Annotated in this window: 21 protein-coding genes; 14 read left to right on the top strand and 7 right to left on the bottom strand. The window is 67.8% G+C overall.

Going from position 1 to position 19751, the window contains the following annotated elements:
• Positions 1 to 1686: 1686 nt before the first annotated feature.
• From JK358_RS17945 to JK358_RS17935, 3 genes are all read left to right on the top strand, one after another.
• Positions 1687 to 2922 (top strand): Rv3212 family protein, encoded by a 1236-nt coding sequence (locus JK358_RS17945; RefSeq protein ID WP_201948819.1) that lies wholly within the window; start codon positions 1687 to 1689, stop codon positions 2920 to 2922.
• Between the two features lie 90 nt (positions 2923 to 3012).
• Positions 3013 to 3615: an acid phosphatase gene (locus JK358_RS17940; RefSeq protein WP_201948818.1), complete on the top strand. Its 603-nt coding sequence runs from the start codon at positions 3013 to 3015 to the stop codon at positions 3613 to 3615.
• Between the two features lie 10 nt (positions 3616 to 3625).
• Positions 3626 to 4111, top strand: a complete 486-nt coding sequence (locus tag JK358_RS17935; RefSeq protein ID WP_201948817.1) for a GNAT family N-acetyltransferase — start codon at positions 3626 to 3628, stop codon at positions 4109 to 4111.
• 143 nt (positions 4112 to 4254) lie between these two features.
• Here the strand turns inward: JK358_RS17935 and JK358_RS17930 are convergent, their stop codons facing one another.
• Complete coding sequence (locus tag JK358_RS17930; protein ID WP_201948816.1) at positions 4255 to 4662, bottom strand: hypothetical protein; 408 nt, start codon at positions 4660 to 4662, stop codon at positions 4255 to 4257.
• Between the two features lie 126 nt (positions 4663 to 4788).
• Between JK358_RS17930 and JK358_RS17925 the strand changes: the two genes are divergently transcribed.
• On the top strand, positions 4789 to 5748 hold the full coding sequence (locus tag JK358_RS17925) for a diacylglycerol/lipid kinase family protein (protein ID WP_201948815.1): 960 nt from the start codon (positions 4789 to 4791) through the stop codon (positions 5746 to 5748).
• A gap of 258 nt (positions 5749 to 6006) precedes the next feature.
• Positions 6007 to 6261, top strand: a complete 255-nt coding sequence (locus JK358_RS17920) for a WhiB family transcriptional regulator (RefSeq protein WP_011211115.1) — start codon at positions 6007 to 6009, stop codon at positions 6259 to 6261.
• A gap of 506 nt (positions 6262 to 6767) precedes the next feature.
• Here JK358_RS17920 and JK358_RS17915 read toward each other — a convergent pair.
• Positions 6768 to 8282, bottom strand: coding sequence for a sensor histidine kinase (locus tag JK358_RS17915; protein ID WP_201948814.1), 1515 nt, complete (start codon positions 8280 to 8282; stop codon positions 6768 to 6770).
• A 119-nt stretch (positions 8283 to 8401) separates the two neighbouring features.
• On the bottom strand, positions 8402 to 8617 hold the full coding sequence (locus tag JK358_RS17910; protein ID WP_201948813.1) for a biotin/lipoyl-binding carrier protein: 216 nt from the start codon (positions 8615 to 8617) through the stop codon (positions 8402 to 8404).
• Between the two features lie 91 nt (positions 8618 to 8708).
• Between JK358_RS17910 and JK358_RS40670 the strand changes: the two genes are divergently transcribed.
• Positions 8709 to 8783 carry a 50S ribosomal protein bL37 gene (locus JK358_RS40670; protein WP_115061593.1) on the top strand — a complete coding sequence of 25 codons (75 nt, stop codon included), beginning with the start codon at positions 8709 to 8711 and terminating at the stop codon, positions 8781 to 8783.
• A gap of 203 nt (positions 8784 to 8986) precedes the next feature.
• Here JK358_RS40670 and rsrA read toward each other — a convergent pair whose 3' ends face one another.
• Positions 8987 to 9241: a mycothiol system anti-sigma-R factor gene (rsrA, locus tag JK358_RS17905; protein ID WP_201948960.1), complete on the bottom strand. Its 255-nt coding sequence runs from the start codon at positions 9239 to 9241 to the stop codon at positions 8987 to 8989.
• 8 nt (positions 9242 to 9249) lie between these two features.
• A complete protein-coding gene (locus JK358_RS17900) occupies positions 9250 to 9990 on the bottom strand; it encodes a sigma-70 family RNA polymerase sigma factor (RefSeq protein ID WP_372440684.1) in 741 nt (246 codons plus the stop codon).
• A 244-nt stretch (positions 9991 to 10234) separates the two neighbouring features.
• On the opposite strand from JK358_RS17900, the gene ybaK reads away from it, so the two are divergent.
• The 4 genes from ybaK to JK358_RS17880 all read left to right on the top strand — a co-directional run bounded on the left by ybaK (position 10235) and on the right by JK358_RS17880 (position 13511).
• Positions 10235 to 10729 carry a Cys-tRNA(Pro) deacylase gene (gene ybaK / locus JK358_RS17895; RefSeq protein ID WP_201948812.1) on the top strand — a complete coding sequence of 165 codons (495 nt, stop codon included), beginning with the start codon at positions 10235 to 10237 and terminating at the stop codon, positions 10727 to 10729.
• 122 nt (positions 10730 to 10851) lie between these two features.
• Positions 10852 to 11400: a MarR family winged helix-turn-helix transcriptional regulator gene (locus JK358_RS17890; protein WP_201948811.1), complete on the top strand. Its 549-nt coding sequence runs from the start codon at positions 10852 to 10854 to the stop codon at positions 11398 to 11400.
• A gap of 56 nt (positions 11401 to 11456) precedes the next feature.
• Positions 11457 to 13106 carry an MDR family MFS transporter gene (locus JK358_RS17885; RefSeq protein WP_201948958.1) on the top strand — a complete coding sequence of 550 codons (1650 nt, stop codon included), beginning with the start codon at positions 11457 to 11459 and terminating at the stop codon, positions 13104 to 13106.
• Between the two features lie 93 nt (positions 13107 to 13199).
• A complete protein-coding gene (locus tag JK358_RS17880) occupies positions 13200 to 13511 on the top strand; it encodes a hypothetical protein (RefSeq protein ID WP_201948810.1) in 312 nt (103 codons plus the stop codon).
• Positions 13512 to 13616: 105 nt separating this feature from the next.
• Here the strand turns inward: JK358_RS17880 and JK358_RS17875 are convergent, their stop codons facing one another.
• Positions 13617 to 14384, bottom strand: a complete 768-nt coding sequence (locus JK358_RS17875; RefSeq protein WP_201948809.1) for an SOS response-associated peptidase — start codon at positions 14382 to 14384, stop codon at positions 13617 to 13619.
• Positions 14385 to 14530: 146 nt separating this feature from the next.
• On the opposite strand from JK358_RS17875, the gene JK358_RS17870 reads away from it, so the two are divergent.
• From JK358_RS17870 to JK358_RS17855, 4 genes are all read left to right on the top strand, one after another.
• Positions 14531 to 16039 carry an aldehyde dehydrogenase family protein gene (locus JK358_RS17870; RefSeq protein WP_201948808.1) on the top strand — a complete coding sequence of 503 codons (1509 nt, stop codon included), beginning with the start codon at positions 14531 to 14533 and terminating at the stop codon, positions 16037 to 16039.
• 129 nt (positions 16040 to 16168) lie between these two features.
• Complete coding sequence (gene aroA / locus JK358_RS17865) at positions 16169 to 17485, top strand: 3-phosphoshikimate 1-carboxyvinyltransferase (protein ID WP_201948807.1); 1317 nt, start codon at positions 16169 to 16171, stop codon at positions 17483 to 17485.
• Positions 17455 to 18495 carry a ribosome small subunit-dependent GTPase A gene (gene rsgA / locus JK358_RS17860; protein ID WP_201948806.1) on the top strand — a complete coding sequence of 347 codons (1041 nt, stop codon included), beginning with the start codon at positions 17455 to 17457 and terminating at the stop codon, positions 18493 to 18495. Before aroA ends, rsgA begins: the two co-directional genes overlap by 31 nt.
• 50 nt (positions 18496 to 18545) lie before the next feature.
• Positions 18546 to 18863, top strand: coding sequence for a hypothetical protein (locus tag JK358_RS17855; RefSeq protein ID WP_201948805.1), 318 nt, complete (start codon positions 18546 to 18548; stop codon positions 18861 to 18863).
• A 37-nt stretch (positions 18864 to 18900) separates the two neighbouring features.
• Here the strand turns inward: JK358_RS17855 and JK358_RS17850 are convergent, their stop codons facing one another.
• A complete protein-coding gene (locus tag JK358_RS17850) occupies positions 18901 to 19668 on the bottom strand; it encodes a TetR/AcrR family transcriptional regulator (protein ID WP_201948804.1) in 768 nt (255 codons plus the stop codon).
• Positions 19669 to 19751: the final 83 nt, after the last annotated feature.

Genomic DNA, 19751 nt, shown 5'->3' with positions numbered 1-19751 from the left:
CATTCCGAGAACAACGGTGCGGCCGCGAACACCAACGGCACCGTGACCGCCACTCCGGCGAGCACGGCAACCGCAGAGACGGCTCCCACCACCGAGGCACCGGCCCGCACCCGCAAGCGCAAGGCTGACGCCGACACCGCGGTGGCCACGGAAAGCACTGCCGCCGTGGCGGATACCGCCACCTCGGACGCCTCCGAAGCCCCGCAGAAGGCAACCCGCACCCGCCGGGTGGCCAAGAAGTCCAGCGACGCCGCAGCCGAAACCGCCGAGGCGACTGCCGGTACGGCTCCGGCCGAGCCGACCACCGAAGCCGCGCCCCGCAAGCGGACCAGCCGGGCCAAGGCGTCGGACGAGGCCGCCACCGAGGCGAACGGCACCGCTCCCAAGCGGACGTCCCGAGCCAAGGCGTCGGGTGAGACCGCCGATGCGGACACATCGGCGAACGGCGCCGCACCCAAGCGAACCCGCCGCGCCAAGGCATCGGCGGAAGCGGATGCCGCACCCGAGGGCCTGTTCGAGGCCGCCGAGGTGTCGAACAGCGATGCGCCCAAGCGGACTCGCAAGGCCAAGGCGGCAACCGAGACCAGTACGACGGCCGAGGCTGCCGAGGTCTCGTCGGACGTTCCGGTCCGGCGGACCCGCAAGAAGGCGGCGGCCGAAGCCACCATCGCAGCCGAGGATTCGGCAGGCGCCGACGCCTCGTCCAACGACGTCGCTCCGAAGCGGACCGGCCGCACCACCAAGGCGGGCGGGGTGAGCACCGCTTCCGAAGGCGCAGCGAACGCATCGGCCGAGGCTGAGGTTGCTCCGGTCAAGCGGTCACGCCGCACCGCCAAGGCCGCGGCCGAGGTGAGCGCGGAGGACGGCGACTCTGCCGTGGTCGCCTCGGGCGCTCCGGCCGACGCGCCGAGCGCTCCTGCCAAGCGGGTCCGGAAGACCAAGGCGGCGGTCGACGCCTCCGAAGCGGCTGCCGTAGCGGACGGTTCAGGCGAGGCCGACGCCTCGTCCAACGGGACCGCCCCGAAGCGGGCACGCCGCACCACCAAGGCCGCGGCCGAGGTGAGCGCGGAGGACGGCGACTCTGCCGTGGTCGCCTCAGGCGCTCCGGCCGACGCGCCGAGCGCTCCCGTCAAGCGGGCCCGTAAGACCAAGGCGGGAACCGCCGCCACGGGCGAAGCGGCTGTCGCGGCACAGCGTTCGGTGGATGCCGACGCCTCGTCCGACGGCAGCGCGCCGAAGCGGGCGCGCCGGACCACCAAGGCGGCGGGCGAGACCGCTGTCGCCGAGGGTGAATCCGCGGCCGGCAGCACCGCTCGTGCGGCGAAGGCCGGCGCGGCCGATGCCGGGGCAGCGGAGACGCCGGTCAAGAAGGCGCGTGTCAGCCGAAAGAAGGCCGAAGCGGTTGCGGACGATGATGGTGCCCCGGCGGAGTCCGGCGCGGGCACCGGCGAGACGGCCGCGGCTCCGGGTCGTGGTCGACGGACGGCCAGCCGCAAGGCCGGTGCGCCGGAGGCCACCGAGAACGGCTCCGGTGCGGCAGCCGGGTCCGCCGCTGTCGCGGCCGAGGCCGCTGCGGGTAGCGGCCGTCCTCGGCGGACTGCTCGCCGGGCGGCGGGGGCGGCCGAAACTGCCGGGGCTGCCGTCGCGGCTTCGGTGTAGGCGCGGGAATCGGTTAGTCTCGCAATCGTGCTCGCACCCGAGCGGCGAACGCGCGCCGATGTTCTCACCGCTGTCGCGATCGCCGCTCTGGTGGCGATCGCGGCAGCGGTTGTCTGGTGGCACAGTGGGGTGCGCGGGACCCAGTCGGTCACCGCGGCCGAGACGCTGACGCCGCCACCCACGCCCGAGCAGTTGCCTACGGCGTACTCCGAGCTGTGGCATGCGGCCGATGGGGCCGCGTTCCGGGCCATCGGGGTCGGCGGGGTGGCTGTCACGGCGGAGGGGAATACCGTCACCGGGCGGAATCCGGTGAGCGGGGAACAGGTTTGGAAGTATCAGCGCGATATTCCGTTGTGCGGGGTGGAGTTCCAGTTCGGGACCGTCATCGCCACGTATCGGGATGATCGTGGATGCAGTCAGACGACACTGTTGAACGCGGAGACCGGCGCGCGGTTGACGGCTCGGTCCAGCTATATGGACGACAGTGTGAAGATGTCGGCCGATGGCACGTATGTGCTTGCGCTCGGCAAAGATCGGCTGGAGATGTGGCGGTCGGATCTCGTGCGCACCCTCGAATACGGGTATGTGGACGCGCCGGTGAATCCGCGGACCCAGCCGCGCAGCGGGTGCACATTGATCTCGGCGGCATCCGGGGCCAGCCGGCTCGCGGTGCTGGAGCAGTGCCCGAAAGAAACCGCCGACCGGCTCACCATTCTGAACCCGGCACCCAAGGACAGCACCACACCCGAGGAATACAGCTCGCATGTGCTGACCGAGCCGGGCGGCACCGTCAGCGGGGCGCGCGTATTGGCGGTGTCGGACAGTCGAGTCGTGCTCTATCTGCCCGGAACGCAAAGCAGTGCACCGCAATTCGCGGTATACGACCTTTCCGGCAATCGCATTGCCACACACCAGCTCTCGGGGCCGCTGAGCGACAACGCGGTGGTCTCGCACTTGAGTTCGGCGTATTACGTGTTCACCGGCGACAGCCTGGTCGCCTTGAACGCCACCACTTTCGACCCGCTGTGGGGTATCCCCCGGGTGCTGGGCACGCCCACCCTCATGTCGGGCAAACTGCTCGTGCCCGTGGTGGACGGGCTGGCCGCCCTGGATCCCACCACCGGCGCGCAGACCGCGCGAATTCCCATGCAGCGCACCAATTATCACAACGAGCCCATCACCCTGAACTCGGTGGGCCCGACCATTCTGGAGCGACGCGGCACCGAGCTCTACGCCCTCGGCCCCGGACAACGCACCTCCTGAGCCGCGCAGCGCTGATCCGCCACATGCCGATCCGCCACGTGAATCCGCCCTATGCGCGGTTCGCCCGGATCCGTCCGGCATGATCGATACATGAGCGCTCCCGAATTCCGGTTGGTTCTGCTCCGGCACGGTGAGACCGAATGGTCCCAGGCGCGCCGCCACACCGGCCGCACCGACCTCCCGCTCACCGCCGACGGCGAAGCCCAGGCCCGCGCCGCGGGCAAGGTGCTCGACGGACTGGCCCTGCGTGATCCCCTGGTGGTGAGCAGCCCCCGACAGCGCGCCACTCACACCGCCGAACTCACCGGGCTCACCGTCGACCGCACCGACGAGGACCTCTCGGAATGGGATTACGGCGACTACGAGGGCCTGACCACCCAGCAGATCCGCGAGACCGACCCGGACTGGACCATCTGGACCGGCGTCACCCCGGGCGGTGAAACCGCGGCGCAGATCACCGCGCGCGCCGACCGCGCCCTCGCGAGTATCGAACCGGCCCTGCGGAATCGGGACGTGGTGCTCATCGGGCACGGGCATTTCTCGCGCGCGCTGATCGCCCGCTGGCTGGAATTCGAGGTGCGTGAGGGCCGCCGGTTCTTCATGTCCACGGCCGGGGTGAGCGTGCTGGGTCATGATCACGACGCGCGTACGCTGCGGGCGCACAACCTGATTGCCCACCTGGACGACCTGTGAAAGGGGATCCATGATCCGCCGCGCCACCCCCGCCGACGTTCCGGCTCTCGTCGGACTCGTCTACGACCTCGCCGAGTACGAGAAGCTGCGGGAGGAGTGCCATCTCACCGCGGAGCAGTTGCACCTCGCGCTGTTCGGCCCGAAACCGGCGCTGTACGCGCATGTCGCGGAGGGGCCCGGCGACGAAGGCGTGGTGGGAATGGCGATCTGGTTCCTCAACTACTCGACCTGGGAGGGCGTGCACGGCATCTTCCTGGAGGACCTGTACGTGAAGCCGGAGGCGCGGGGCCGCGGGCTCGGCAAGACGCTGCTGGCCACCCTCGCCAAGGAGGCCGTCGATCAGGGCTACGCCCGTCTCGACTGGTCGGTCCTGAAGTGGAACACCCCGTCTATCGATTTCTACGAGTCCATCGGCGCGCGCCCCGAGGACGAGTGGGTGGGTTACCGCCTCACCGGCGCGGCCCTCCCCCGCCTGGCCGAGCACGCCGACGACTGAGCCCGCGCCGCCGCCCGCACCGCGAGGATGCGTCTCAGCGGCTCCCGCACGCCTGGGACGCATCCTTCATGGACATCTGACCAAAAGTCCGTCAGCAGGGCTTTCAGCGGCCACTAAGCCTCACACACGGCAGCGACCGGACCCTATTCCGAGGTGTCGTAGCCCGCGGCCATCCACTGACTCGACGCCGGCGCGAACAGCAGCCCCAGCGCGACCACGGCCGCGATACCCAGCGGAATGCCGAACACCGGCTGATGCGAGGTGAACATGTACCAGGCCGGCGGCAGCAACAGCAGGTTCGCCAGCACCGCGATCGCCCGCCCCCAGCGCTTGCCCAGATAGAGCGCGACGCCCGCGGCCAGCACGGCGCCGGCCAGGATCACCAGCCATGCGGCGGTCCCGTACCCGTTCACCACATGCTGGTCCGCACCGGTCAGACCACGCACGATCAGCACGATCGCCACGGTCACCCCGATCGCGCCCTCCAGGGCGACCAGCACTCCGGCCGCTCGCACGGTGCCCGGAACGCCTCCACTGTTCTGCTCAGCCACCCGGCCAGCCTACGACCGCTCGTCGTTCTCGGCCTCACCAGCACTGCCGCACGAGACCGATGCTCACCGCAAGTTCGCGGCAGGGCCGCGAACCCGCCGGAGCGAAGCGGAGGCAGAATAGGCACCGTGCGGACGCTGCTGATCGTGAATCCCAATGCCACCTCGACTACTCCGGCCACTCGCGATCTGCTCGCTCATGCGCTGGAGAGCCGGACGCAGCTGACGGTCATGCACACCGAGCACCGGGGACACGCGGCCGAATTGGCGCGGTGGGCGGCCGACACCCGGATGGATCTGATCGTGGTGCACGGCGGCGACGGCACCGTGAACGAGACCATCAACGGATTCCTGCCGCTGCCGGGGCAGCCCGCGCGGGAATGGCTGCCGCGGCTCGGGGTGATTCCGGGCGGATCGGCGAATGTGTTCGCGCGGTCGCTCGGCATTTCGCCGGATCCGGTGGACGCCACCAATCAGCTCGTCGATCTGCTCGCGCTCGACGGGGAACCGAATACCGGGCTCGGCGATCGGCGCATCGGGCTCGGGCTCGCCGACGACCGCTGGTTCTGCTTCAGCGCGGGCGTGGGACTCGACGCGGACGTGTGCGAGGCCATCGACGCCAAGCGCGCGAACGGCAAAGCCGCTACTCCCGCACGGTATCTGCGCACCACGGTGAAACAGTTCTTCCGCAACAAGCGGCGGGAACCGCAGGTGCGCTTGGAGATTCCAGGTCACGAACCGGTCACGGAGGTGCATTACGCATTCGTGACCAACGCCAGCCCGTGGACGTATCTCGACAACACGCCGGTGATCACCAACCCCGGCACCGCATTCGAAACCGGTCTCGGGGTGTTTGCCATGCGCACCATGAGCGTCTTCGCAACCCTCGACATCGCCCGCCAGTTGCTGTCCCCGAACGGAAATCCCAAGGGACACAATTTGTTTCGCGAAGACGACGTGCCCGCCGTCAAGATCACGAGTGAGCAGCCGATCGGGTTGCAAATCGACGGCGACTTCATCGGGCAGCGCAACATGGTGAATTTCACAGCGGTTCCGGATATCCTCGATGTGGTCGCGCCGAAGCCGTAGCGGGCCCGACACACCTGAGAACAATCGCTGTTGTGCTGCGAAAACCCGCTCGACCGAGTACAAATGACACGGCAGGCTCCCCATGTAGGGGCCTTACAGCGTGAGCTTCCCCACGGTGCACCGGACATCTATTGACATCTACGGTGTTCGTGAAAGCATTCACAAGCAACCGTGCGGAAACATTCGAGTCGCACAAGTGAACGGACCACAAACCCGAGGGGCAGCGCCATGCGCGCGCCCAAGCAAAGGAGCAGAGGAATGGACTGGCGCCACAAGGCCATCTGTCGCGACGAGGACCCCGAGCTGTTCTTCCCGGTGGGTAACAGTGGTCCTGCGCTCGCGCAGATTGCCGATGCCAAGCTGGTCTGCGCTCGCTGCCCCGTAACCGCCGATTGCCTGTCCTGGGCCCTCAAGTCGGGTCAGGATGCCGGCGTTTGGGGTGGTATGAGCGAAGACGAGCGTCGCGCGCTGAAGCGTCGCAACGCGCGCACCCGTACCCGCACCGTCGTCTAACCAGCTGACGACAGGCGTTCAGGCCGAATCCAGCCCTCGGCCCGAACGCAATTCGGCCCGGCACCACATGGTGCCGGGCTTCTGTGTGTAAAAGGGGACTCTCTCGAGTCTCTCAGGGGCTTCGCCCCCGAACCCCCAGGAACTCTCGGGGCTCCGCCCCGGACCCCGAACAACGGTCTTTCGCGGGTTCGCCTACGACCCCGAACAACGGCCTTTCGCGGGTTCGCCTACGACCCCGACAACGGTCTTTCGCGGGTTCGTCGGCGACCCCGACAACGGCCTTTCGCGGGTTGACCTCCGACCCCCGACAACGGCCTTTCGCGGGTTCGTCGGCGACGCCGACAAACCTTTCGGAGCGGCGAATAAGCGCTCCGGCTTATGGCCGAACCCGCAAGGATAAACGGTTTCGTGAGGTTTGTCTCGGCAAGAAAACAATTCCGTTGAACGGGATTGGGGTTTCGAACTAATGAGCGGGCGCAGAAATTCGGTGCGGTGGGGGCTGAATATCAGCGGGCGGAGCGGCGGCCGAGGGGGACTCGGAGTACGGCGTCGGTGCCTACGTCCGCGCCGGGGTGGAGGCCGATGGAGCCGCCCAGTTCGGCGGTTACCAGGGTTCGGACGATCTGCAGGCCGAGGCGGTCGGAGGCTTCGAGGGAGAAACCTTCGGGGAGACCGCGGCCGTCGTCGCTGATGATGACATCGAGCCAGCGGGCCGAGCGCTCGGAACGGATTGTGACCACACCGTTTTCGCCGGCGTCGAAGGCGTGCTCGATCGCATTCTGGACGAGTTCTGTGAGGACCATGACAAGGGGCGTGGCGCGTTCGGCGGAGAAGACGCCGAGGGAACCCGCGCGGCGGACCTTGATGCGGGCGGTGTGGACCGTCGCCACGTCGGCCATGATCGGGAGCAGGCGGTCGACCACCTCGTCGAGATCGACTTCCTCGTCCACCGACATGGAGAGCATTTCGTGGACCGAGGCGATGGAGGTGACCCGGCGCACCGATTCGGTCAGCGCCAGGCGGGCCTCTTCGTTCTCGGTGCGGCGGGCCTGCAACCGCAGCAGGGCCGCCACCGTTTGGAGGTTGTTCTTCACGCGGTGGTGGATCTCGCGGATGGTCGCGTCCTTGGAGAGCAGGGCGCGGTCGCGGCGCTTCACCTCGGTCACGTCGCGGACCAGCACCGCCGCGCCGCCGAGTTCACCGTGCGGGCGCAGGACCAGCGTGCGGAGCAGCACCGTCGCGCCACGGGCCTCGACTTCCATTCTGCGCCCGGCCTTTCCGGCCAGGGCGGCTTGGATGTCGCCGACCACCTCCTGCGCGTCGAAGGGGTCGGTGATGAGGGAGCGGGTGGTCAGGGCGAGGTCCTGGCCGACCAGATCGTTCTGCAGACCCATGCGGTGATAGGCCGATAAAGCGTTGGGGCTGGCGTAGACGACGGTGCCTTCGGTGTCGAGGCGGATGAAACCGTCGCCCGCGCGGGGGCTGGAGTGCGAGCCGGTGCGGTCCTCCAGGGCCGGCCAGGTGCCGTCGGCGACCATCTGGCAGAGGTCGTCGGCACACGACATGTAGGCGATCTCCAGGCTGGAGCGGCCCCGGCGACGCTGAATGTCGGTGTCGCGGCCCAGGATTGCGATCACGTCGTCGCCGACGCGGACCGGGATGGCCTCGCGGATGGCGTGCACCGGATGCGGGTGGTAGACGCCCGTGGTCTCGGTGTCGGTTTCCACGCGGACGATCTCGCCGGTGCGCAGGGCCTCGTAGATCTGCGGGAAGGCGTCGCGCGGGGCGAGGGAGCCGACGAGGTCCTCAGGGTGCACGGTGGGCGCGGTGGTGGGGCGGCACTGGGAGACGCAGACGATGTCCGCGCCGTCGGCGATGGGGCCGGTGCCCACCCAGAGCAGCAGGTCCGCGAAGGACAGATCGGCCAGTAGCTGCCAGTCCCCGACCACCCGCTGCAGATGATCGACGGCCGCACCCGGTAGATCGGTGTGTTCGGCCAGCAGATCACTCAATGTCGACATTCACCCACGCTCCTCTGCACCCACGTCGGGTGTATGTTCCCATGCTCGGGAGGGTGGCGCGCACACGCGCCGACCGGCAGGTCTGAATGTGGCGGGATCGGCGGATGATCCGGCGTGGATCAGCTGATGACGGCGATCAGGTCGTCCTTCTGGATCACGTCACCGGGCTTGACATTGATGGCGGTGACGGTGCCCGCGGTCTCGGCGAGCACGGGGATCTCCATCTTCATGGACTCGAGGATCACCAGCGGGTCGCCCTCCTTCACCTCGTCGCCCACGCTGGCGACGATCTGGAAGACGGTGGAGACCATCTCCGCGAGCACTTCCTCAGCCATGAGACCCCTAGCTTTCCGTTGACCTTGTACCGATGAAGGTACAGCCAACCACACGTGAAAGAATGCCTCGAAACGAGAAGGAGGATTACCTATGGGTAAGCGTGGACGTAAGAAGCGTAGCCGCCGCAAGAACGGCGCCAACCACGGCAAGCGGCCGAACGCCTGAGCTCAGCGAGTAGCTCCGAATGCACTGAGCGGCACGAGTTTCCGGATGGAAACTGTGCCGCTCGTGCAGTTCCGCCTCTCCGCGACTTCAGCGGGCGGCCGAGTGCCGTTATCGGTCTCGCACCCGTGCCACCGGCCAGGTGCCACACCGATTCTGGACGTACCCGGTGAGTTACCCGCACCTCACGAAATCAGTCGTCACGATCAGTCGGTCTCGACACTGGTGAAACTCGTTCGAATCTCCACAGTGAGCCGCGCCCGCAGCGAGTCGGGGGCGCGTTCCCCGCCGCACTTGCGGTTCAGCAGCGACTTGAGCTTCTCCTCCAGACCGTAGGCCTCGATGCACGGAGAGCACCGGTTGATGTGCTCCTCGAGCCGGGCCTTGGCATCCTGGTCGCACTCGTTGTCCAGCAGCAGCCACACATCGGCGAGGACCGCCGAGCAGTCCAGATCTTCCATGTCGTCGCTCACTGGGTTACCTCCTGACGCGCGCTGCCCGATCGGTTGAATCCGCGTTCCCGCGCCACGTCGGCCAGCAGCCCCTTGAGCTGCTTGCGGCCACGGTGCAACCGGGACATGACGGTGCCGATGGGAGTCCCCATGATCTCGGCGATTTCCTTGTAGGGGAAGCCCTCGACGTCGGCGTAGTACACCGCCATCCGGAACTCCTCGGGGAGTTCCTGCAGGGCCGCCTTGATGTCGTCGTCCGGCAGCGCTTCCAGGGCTTCCATCTCGGCCGAGCGCAGACCCGTGGAGGTGTGCTCGGCGGTGGAGGCCAGCTGCCAGTCGGTGATCTCGTCGGTCGGATACTGCGCGGGCTGGCGCTGCTTCTTCCGATACGAGTTGATGTAGGTGTTGGTGAGGATCCGGTACAGCCACGCGCGCAGGTTGGTGCCCTCGCGGAAGGAACGGAATCCCTGGTAGGCCTTGGCGAAGGTCTCCTGGACGAGATCCTCGGCGTCGGCCGGGTTGCGGGTCATGCGCAGGGCCGCGCCGTAGAGCTGGTCCAGTAGCGGCAGTGCGTCGCGCTCGAAGCGCGCGGCCAGTTCGGCGGCGGATTCGTTGCTGCGCGCACCTGTTTCGTCGGCCTCTCCGGCCTCGTACTCATCGGCTAGGTCGTCACCGGCGTCGATGCCCTCACTCGTGCCCGAGTTGTCGTCATCGCGCAGGCGATCGACTGCCATGTCGTCGTCGCTCGTCACGCTTATCCCTTCGATCGCCGTAGCAATTGAATCTACCGCGAAGGGACTACGCGCCAGGAAACCGGCGGTCGGGGCGACGGCGATGGGCGCCGGCATGGGCGGTCGTTCTTCGACCAGAACGGTCACCGGTTCCTCCTCGAGAATGTCTCCGTACTTGGTTGGCGCGCGCATCGCATGCAACAGACCGAACGCTCCCCCTGTTCCCGCCTCGACCCGAAAAGCGGTTGCGGCCGGTGTTTAAGGTGAGCTCATGGCAGCTGCTTCGACCCCGGCGATCAGGACGCTCGTGCAGGCGAAGGTTGATCATCGGGTGCACTCGTACACGCACGATCCGCGCAGTGATTCCTATGGCGTGGAGGCCGTGGAAGCGCTGGCCGAGGAGCTCGGGGTGACGGGTGCGCAGATCTTCAAGACGCTGGTGATCGAGCTCGGGTCGGGCGGGCTGGCCGTCGCGGTCCTGCCGGTGCCGACCACGCTGTCGTTGAAGGCGGCCGCCGCCGCGCTCGGGGGCGGGAAGGCCGCGATGGCGGACAAGGCGAAGGCCGAACGCACGACAGGCTATGTGCTGGGCGGGATTTCGCCGCTGGGGCAGAAGAAGCGGTTACCGACGGTGATCGACGAGTCGGCGTTGCAATGGGATCGGGTGCTGTGCAGCGCGGGTAAGCGCGGGCTGGAGATCGAGCTGGATCCGGCGGACCTGGTGCGGTTGACGGGTGCGGTGACCGCGGCTGTCGCGGTGGGCTGACCCGGGTTCGCGGTGAGCTGAGACACCACCTCCGGATAACTACTTGCCATAGATCAAGTATCTGGACATACTTGCGTCGTACAACTAGTTGATTGCTACAAGTAGTTGACCGATACAAGGAGATGTCCACCGTGACCGACGACCCGGCGACCAGCCCTATCGCCGAAGAACTGCTCGATCGCGTCGGCTACCAGATCGGGCGACTCGGCAAACTGCGCGACCGCACCACCGCGCAGATCGTCGCCGCCTCGCACGGCGAGATCGAACCCGCCGCCTTCTCGATCCTGTTCCAGCTGCTGCAGGCCGGGCCGATGCGGTCGGGCGCACTCGCGGACGCCCTCTACTCGGATGCCTCGACCATCAGCAGGCAGGCCGCCACCCTCGTCAAACGCGGCGTACTGGAACGCCGCGCCGACCCGGACGACGGCCGCGCCAGCGTGCTGGCCGTGACCGACTTCGGCCGCGAGGTCGCCGCCGAGATGCGCGTACGACGCAATCGCGGACTGCAGCAGATCCTGGCCGACTGGGCGCCCGCGGAACGCGAGGTCTTCGCCGGACTACTGCTCCGCTTCGTGGACGGCTACGAGATCACCCGGCAGCAACTGCTCGCCGATCTCACCGCCAACCCGCCCTTCTTCTCGAAAACCGATAAGGCAGAGAGCAATTCGTGACGACAACAGCACAGAACGACACAGATTCCCCGGCAGGCTTCACACACAGGCAGATCATGGTCGTGCTCAGCGGCCTGCTGCTCGGCATGCTGCTGGGCGCGCTCGACCAGACCATCGTGTCGACCTCCATCCGCACCATCGCCGATGACCTGCAGGGCTATTCGATGCAGGCATGGGTGACCACCGCCTACCTGATCACCGCGACCCTCTCCACGCCGCTGTACGGAAAACTCTCGGATATGTACGGCCGCAAGCCGTTCTATCTGACCGCCATCACACTGTTCGTGGTCGGCTCACTGCTGTGCACGTTCTCCCAGTCCATGTACCAGCTGGCGGCGTTCCGGGCCTTCCAGGGCCTGGGCGCGGGCGGTCTGATGTCGCTGGCGCTGACCATCCTCGGCGATATGGTGTCGCCGCGGGAACGCGCCCGCTACCAGGGGTACTTCCTGGCCGTGTTCGGCACCTCCAGCGTGGTCGGGCCGGTGCTCGGCGGTGTGCTCGCCGGGCAGGATCAGATCTTCGGCATCTCCGGCTGGCGCTGGGTGTTCCTGGTGAACGTGCCGCTGGGCATGATCGCGCTGGCCGTCGTGTCGAAGGTGCTGCGACTGCCCAAGCAGGACCGGCCCAAGCAGACCGTGGACTGGTTCGGCGTGCTGTTCATGGCCGTCGGCCTGGTGCCGCTGCTGGTGGTCGCCGAGCAGGGGCGCGAATGGGGTTGGGGCAGTGCGGCATCCCTGAGCTGCTACGTCGTCGGTGTGATCGGCCTGCTCGGCTTCGTGGCCGTGGAGGCGAAACTCGGTGACGCCGCGCTGATTCCGCTGCGCATGTTCAAGAACTCCACCTTCGCCCTGGGCGTGGTCATCTCGATCGTGGTGGGCGCGGCCATGTTCGGCGGCATCACCCTGCTGCCGCAGTACCTGCAGGTGGTGCGGGGCGCGAGCCCGACACTGGCCGGTATGCAGATGCTGCCGCTGGTGGTGGGCATGATGGTGGCCTCGGTGATCGCCGGTCAGCTCATCTCGCGCACCGGCCGGTACCGGGCGTTCCCGGTGATCGGTTCGGCGCTGGTGGTGCTGGGACTGTTCCTGCTGCACTTCATCACGCCGGATACACCGCTGGCGGTGACCATGCTGTACATGCTGATCACCGGTCTGGGCCTCGGCAACCTCATGCAGCCGCTGACCCTGGCCATCCAGAACGCGCTGCCGCCGCAGGACATGGGCGTGTCCACCGCGGCCGCCACCTTCTTCCGGCAGATCGGCGGCACGCTGGGCGTCGCGGTGTTCCTGTCCATCCTGTTCGCGCAGGTGACGCCGAACATCACCGGCGAACTGCAGGCGGCGGCGACACAGCCGGCGTTCCAGCAGGCCGTGGCGCAGGGCACGCACAGCTCGAATCCGGTGGACGCCGCGCTGGCCAACGGCCTGGTGGCGCAGGATCATTCGGCGGCGGAGAAGGTGCTGGCGGACAGTTCGGTCATCCAGCAGCTGAGCCCGGAACTGGCGCGGCCGTTCAAGGTCGGCTTCGCCGACGCCATGGGCACCGTGTTCCTGTCGGCGTCGCTGCTCGCGATCATCGCGTTCGTGCTGGTGCTGTTCTGGAAGGAAGTGCCGTTGCGCACCGCGGGCGGCATCCAGTCGCAGGCGGCCAAATCCGAGGCCGAGACCGAAGCCGAGACCTGGATCGGGGTCGAAACGAAGGCGTGACGCGGCCCGTCCGGCGCGGATCCGAGGGTTCGCGCCGGATGTGTGCGTTACTTGTCGGGCCTGATTCGTTCGACCCGAGGATGTGATGCGGTTATGTCCCCCCATCAGCGTTTTCGTATCGGTGTGGTCGCGGTGTCCGGAGCGTTGCTACTGGCGCTGGGATCCGGACCGCTGACGGTCGCCACCGCGAATGCGGCGCCGGAGGTGGTGTCGGTGGTCCCGGCGAAGAACCCGAACTACCCGCTCGCGCCTGACGCACCGGGTTCGGAGCAGAAGAAGGACAAGAACCAGGAGAAGGCCGAAAGCCTCGGTGGTGGGGTTGCCACCAAGGTGATCGACACTGTCGCGGGACTTCTCAAGTGCGGCTTGAACTTCGCCCTGCCGTCCGTGAAGTGCAGTGTGTGAGACTCTCCCGGCCTCTCAGGGGCTTCGCCCCCGAACCCCCCTGAAACCTGAAGTCCTGCAGACCAGTGCCCCGGTGCCCGCGCACCGGGGCACTGTCGTCGGTCGTCAGAGCAGGCTGATCTGCTCGGCCTCGTCCTTCACATGGTCCAGGAGCTCGGGGCCGTTGTTCTTGATGCTGTTCACCAGCGTGGGCACCGGGCGGAGCAGGATGTCCGAAACCGATTCGGGGGTGGGGGTTTCCAGGAGTTCCGCGGGGGCGGGGTGGTCGGGGTCGAGCCAGGCGTCCCAGTGCTCCTGGGGCATGGGTAGCGGCATACGGTCGTGGACCTTGGTGAGGTCGCCGACGGCATCGGTGGTGAGGATCGTGCAGGAGAGCAGCGGCTGGGCCGCGTCGCCCTGGCTACGGTCGCGCCAGACCGACCAGAGGCCGGCCATGTAGAGCCTGCCGCCGTCGGCGCGGGACATGAAATAGGGCTTCTTGACGGCTTTTCCATTGCCGTCGGTTTCGGTGATCCACTCGTACCAGCCGTCCATGGGGACCAGGCAGCGCCGCTTCTTCACCGCGTCGCGGAAGGACGCGGTGGTCGCGGCCTTGTCGGCGCGCGCGTTGAACAGGGGTTTGCCCTTCACGGGGACGCCGGGTTCGGCGGCCTTGGTCCAGACCGGGATGAGCCCCCAGCGCATGGCCCGGATACGCAGGGTCGCCGGATCTTCCGGGTGGTCGCGGTCGTGCCGCTCCACCACCGTGAGCACCTGGTTCGTGGGTGCCACGTTGTAGTTGGGGTTGAAGCCCGTATCGTCCGTCTCGTCGATGGCATCGAGTTCGACGGCCAGCTTGGCGGGATTCGTCGTGGTCGCATACCTACCGCACATGACGACCATGCTGCCACCGAGCACCGACAGAAGCCCGTTATGACCGAAGATATGGATAGTGGCCGAACATGTGAGGGCAATTGACTTCAGTTCGGCAGTGTGAGACGTTCGTCTCATCACACTCTCATTAGGGGATGCCGCCAACCATGTCTGCAACCGACACCGCCGCTTCCATCGAGCGGGACACACTGACCTCCGTCAATCCCGCCACCGGCGAGGTGCTCGCGACCTACACGATCGATGACGAGGACGCGGTGCGCGCGGCCGTGGCCAAGGCCCGGGTCGCGTCCGCCACCTGGGGTGCGCTGACCTTCGCCGAGCGCAAGCGGCATCTGCTGCGCTGGAGTTCGAAGCTGGTCGCCAAGTCCGACGAATTGTGCGAGCTCATCCACGCCGAGAACGGCAAGCCGGTCGACGACGCCTTCCTCGAACTCATGCTCGCGCTCGAGCACATCAAATGGGCCGCCTCCAATGCCGAGAAGGTGCTCAAGCCCAAGAAGATCGCGCCCGGCGCGCTGATGGCCAACTTCTCCGCGCATCTCGAACAGCGCCCGCTCGGTGTCGTCGGCATCATCGGGCCGTGGAACTACCCGGTCTACACGCCGAACGGCTCCATCGCCTACGCGCTCGCCGCCGGTAACGCCGTGGTGTTCAAGCCCAGCGAATTCTCCACGGGCATCGGCAATTTCGTGGCCAAGTGCTTCGCCGAGGCGAATCCGGAACTGCCGGACGGCGTGTTCATCACCATCAACGGCTTCGGCGCGACCGGTGCCGCGCTGGTGCGCGCGGGCGTGGACAAGGTGGCGTTCACCGGGTCCGCCGCGACCGGCAAGAAGATCATGGCCTCGGCCTCCGACACGCTCACCCCGGTGCTGCTGGAATGCGGCGGCAAGGACGCGGTGATCGTGGCCGCCGACGCCGACATCAAGGCCGCCGCCGACGCCGTGGCCTGGGGCGCGACCGCCAACAGCGGGCAGACCTGCGCGGGCGTCGAGCGCGTGTACGTCGACAAGTCGGTGGCCGACGCGTTCATCGCCGAGGTCAAGCGCATCCTCACCGATGTGAAGCCGGGCTCGGGCGACAAGGCCAGCTACGGCCCGATGACCATGCCCAGCCAGATCGACATCGTGCGCCGCCACATCGAGGACGCGCTGAAGAACGGCGGCAAGGCCGTGCTCGGCGGCGTGGAGTCGATCAAGGGCCCGTTCATCGAGCCGGTGATCATCGTGGACGCCGACGAGTCCTCGGCCGCGGTGACCGAGGAGACCTTCGGCCCGACCGTGACCATCAAGACCGTCAACGGCGTGGACGAGGCCGTGCAACTGGCCAACAACAGCACCTTCGGGCTGGGGTCGGCGGTGTACTCGAAGAAGAACGGCCTGGAGATCGCCCGCCGGCTGAAGGTCGGCGCGACGTCGGTGAACTCGGTGCTCGGCTTCGCCGCCATCTCCGGGCTGCCGTTCGGCGGCAGCCAGGATTCGGGCATCGGCCGCATCCACGGTGCGCCGGGCCTGCTGGAATTCTCGCGGCCGCATTCGATCGCGGTGCAGCGCTTCACGATTCCGGGTATGGCGCTGCTGTCGTACAGCCGCACCGACTCCACCATGAAGCTGCTGCGCAAGATCGTGCCGTTCCTGCACGGCCGCCACAAGTAGGGCGCCGCCCCTTCCGGCGGCCGCCGCAGGCACGGCACCGCCCCTTCCAGCGGCCCGCACAGATCTGAACCGCACCGCCCGCAACCCCTGCGGGCGGTGCGAATTCTTTTTCTCCGGCCCAGGTGAGGCATGGCCGCCCTACCGAGTCGGGTCATTTGGGATGATTGCCTGGTGACTTTCTGGCCCGCGCCCCATGTCCAAGCTCCCGTGACCGCGACCGTGACCCTGCCCGGGTCCAAATCGATTACCAACCGGGCGCTGATCCTCGCCGCTCTGGCCGATCAGCCGTCCACCATCAGCGGCGCGCTGCGCAGCCGCGACACCAATCTGATGATCGCGGCTCTGCAGGCGCTGGGCACCTCCATCGAAGGGGACGGCGACGAGCTCACCGTGACCCCGCCGAAGGAGTTCACCAGCGGGGTGGTGGACTGCGGGCTCGCGGGGACGGTCATGCGGTTCGTGCCGCCGGTGGCGGCGCTGGCGCGCGGGGACGTCGCCTTCGACGGTGACGAGCAGGCGCGGGTGCGGCCGCTGGGCACCATCCTGGGGGCGCTGCGCAATCTGGGCGTGGATATCGACGGGGACGCACTGCCTTTCGTCGTGCACGGCACCGGATCACTGCTGGGCGGGGCGGTCACCATCGACGCGTCCGGGTCCTCGCAGTTCGTGTCGGGCCTGCTGCTGTCGGCGGCGCGGTTCGAGCAGGGCATCACCGTGCATCACGAGGGCGCGCCGCTGCCGTCCATGCCGCATATCGAGATGACCGTGCAGATGCTGCGCCAGGCCGATGTGCGGGTGGACTCCCCCAGCGATCCGCGCAAGCCGCAGACCTGGACGGTGGCCCCCGGCGTCATCCGCGCGGTGGACTGGGAGGTCGAGCCGGATCTGTCGAACGCCACGCCGTTCCTGGCCGCGGCCGCGGTCACCGGCGGCGAGGTGAGCATCCCGCACTGGCCGCGCTACACCACCCAGCCCGGTGATGTGATCCGCGAGATCCTGGTGCGCATGGGCGCGGAGGCGCGCATCTTCGACGGCGTGCTCACCGTGCGCGGGCCGGAGCGCCTGGCGGGTATCGATATCGACCTGCACGATGTGGGCGAGCTGACCCCGACCGTGGCCGCGCTGGCCGCGCTCGCCGATTCGCCGTCGCGACTGCGCGGCATCGCGCACCTGCGCGGGCACGAGACCGACCGGCTCGCAGCGCTTTCCACCGAGATCAACCGGCTCGGCGGCAAGGTCACCGAGACCGAGGACGGGCTCATCATCGAGCCGTCGCCGCTGTCGGGCGGCAGGTGGCACTCCTACGCCGATCACCGGATGGCAACGGCCGGAGCGATTCTCGGGCTCGTCGTGCCGGGCGTGGAGATCGAGGACATCGGCACCACCGCCAAGACCCTCCCCGACTTCGTCGCCCTGTGGGAGGGAATGCTGGGAGCGGACCGCTGAGGCGCCGCGAGTACGACGAGTCCGATGTCCGGGTGCGCCCGGGCAAGGGCACGCGGCCCCGCACCAAGACCCGGCCCCAGCATCTGGATGCCGAACAGGCCATGGTGGTTTCGGTGGATCGCGGCCGCTGGGGCTGCGTGCTCGACGACGATCCGGAACGCCGCATCGTGGCCATGCGCGCCCGCGAACTCGGGCGCACCCCGATCGTGGTGGGCGATCAGGTGGATGTGGTCGGGGATCTGTCCGGAAAGCCGGACACCCTGGCCCGCATCGTCCGCGTCGCCGACCGCCGAACGGTGTTGCGCCGCACCGCCGATGACACCGATCCGTTCGAACGGGTCGTGGTCGCCAATGCCGAGAAACTGTTCATCGTGGTGGCCCTCGCCGATCCGCCGCCGCGCACCGGATTCGTGGAGCGCGCCATGGTGGCCGCGTATGTCGGTGGGCTGCAACCGATTCTGTGCCTCACCAAACACGATCTCGCCGCTGAATCCGAATTCGCCTCCGATTTCGAGGATTTGGATCTCACCATCGTCTACGGCGGTATCGACGATCCGCTCGAACCGGTGCTCGGCATTCTCGACGACAGTCTCACCGCGCTCATCGGGCACTCCGGTGTCGGCAAGTCCACGCTCGTGAATCGCCTTGTGCCCGAGGCGGATCGGGCCGTGGGCGATGTCTCCGGTGTCGGCAAGGGCCGGCACACCTCCACGCAGTCCGTGGCGCTGCATCTGCCCGACGGCGGCTGGGTGATCGACACCCCCGGCGTGCGCTCGTTCGGCCTGGCCCACATCACCGCCGACGATGTCATCAAGGCCTTCTCCGACCTCGCCGACGCCATCGAGGACTGCCCGCGCGGCTGCACCCACCTCGGCCCGCCCGCCGATCCGGAATGCGCGCTCGACAATCTCCCCGGCAAACAACGCCGCGTGGAGGCCATCCGCCGGCTGCTGGTGGCCGTGAATTCCAACGACCCCTGGTTCCGCGGGCAATCCACCACCGTCACCTGACCGGGATCGGAAGTGCTGCGGGAGCATCCGGAAATCGGTAATCTTCCGCCGTGGAAGACCATGAGCGCAGAGATTTTTCGCCGCTCCTCGATGACCTGCTCGGCCCCGGCGCACCGGTGACCCCCGAGGTGCGGATCGGCCGCAACGACGCCGGAGCCCCCCTGCCCGAATGCGTCCGCTGCGGCAGACCGGGCACCATGTACCTGCGGGCCGTATGGCTTTCGACGCGCGCCGTCCTCGACGGTGACGTCGATGTGGACAGTCACATCAATGTGAACTCCTGCGGCAGCTGCGCGGGCAGCGTGGCCGGGATGATCCTCATCAACTGGGATCCGCGCTACTGGGGCGAATCGGTCAACCTGGACTGAGTCCGGATCGGTTCGCGGCCGAAATGCGCACGGCCGCTCAGCGATTCGGGTCGTCGATGAAACGCTCCAGCCCGTCGAGCAGGCGGCGCAGGCCGAATTCGAAGGCGCGGGCGGGGTCCACGGCGCTGCCGTATTCCGCGCCCGCCGCACTGCCCACGCGGCTGGCGACCGGGAATCGCGCCGGGTCGGCCGCCTGCGCGAGCGCGGGCCCGATGGCCTCCCACCACTGCTGATCGGTGCTGCCGGTTTCGGCTTCGGCGCGGGCGGCGTCCACGGCGGTGCGGGCGGCGCCGCGCACATAATCGTTGATCAACGCGATGATCAGGTCCATATCGGTGTCCGCGAGGCCGAGCCCGTCGACGGCGGTGAGCTCGTAATCGTATTTCGCGGTGAGGTTGGGGCCGGGGACGGGACGGCTGGCCGCGATCTGCAGCAGCCACGGATGTGCCAGGTACAGCGACCAATTCGCGCGGGCGATGGATTCCAGGCGGGGTCGCCAGCCGACGGCGGGCGTCGCGTCGGAATCGGGCCCGGGATAGTTCCGCAGCACGCGGTCGGCGATGAGGTCGAGGAGTTCGGCCTTGCTGGGAACGTAGCCGTACAGGGACATGGCGGTGACGCCCAGCTCCTCGGCGACCCGGCGCAGCGTCACGGCGGCGAGTCCGTCGGTATCGGCCAGGCGGATGGCGGTCGCGGCGATGTCGTCCACGGTGAGTTTGGGTTTGGGGCCGCGCCGGGGCTTGGCCGGGAGTCCCCACAGCAGTTCGATGGTGCGCTGGGGGTCGCCGCTGCCGCTGTAGTCCATGCGGACATCCTCTCCGATTCGGTCGCAATTCGGGGTTGACAACTCTTTACAACGTATCCCATTCTCGAACTACTTACGTTGTA

The sequence above is a fragment of the Nocardia acididurans genome, from assembly GCF_016741815.1.
Lineage (GTDB): Bacteria > Actinomycetota > Actinomycetes > Mycobacteriales > Mycobacteriaceae > Nocardia > Nocardia acididurans.
The sequence above is the reverse complement of the archived record's forward strand: the minus strand, read 5'-3'. Positions and strand labels throughout refer to the sequence as shown.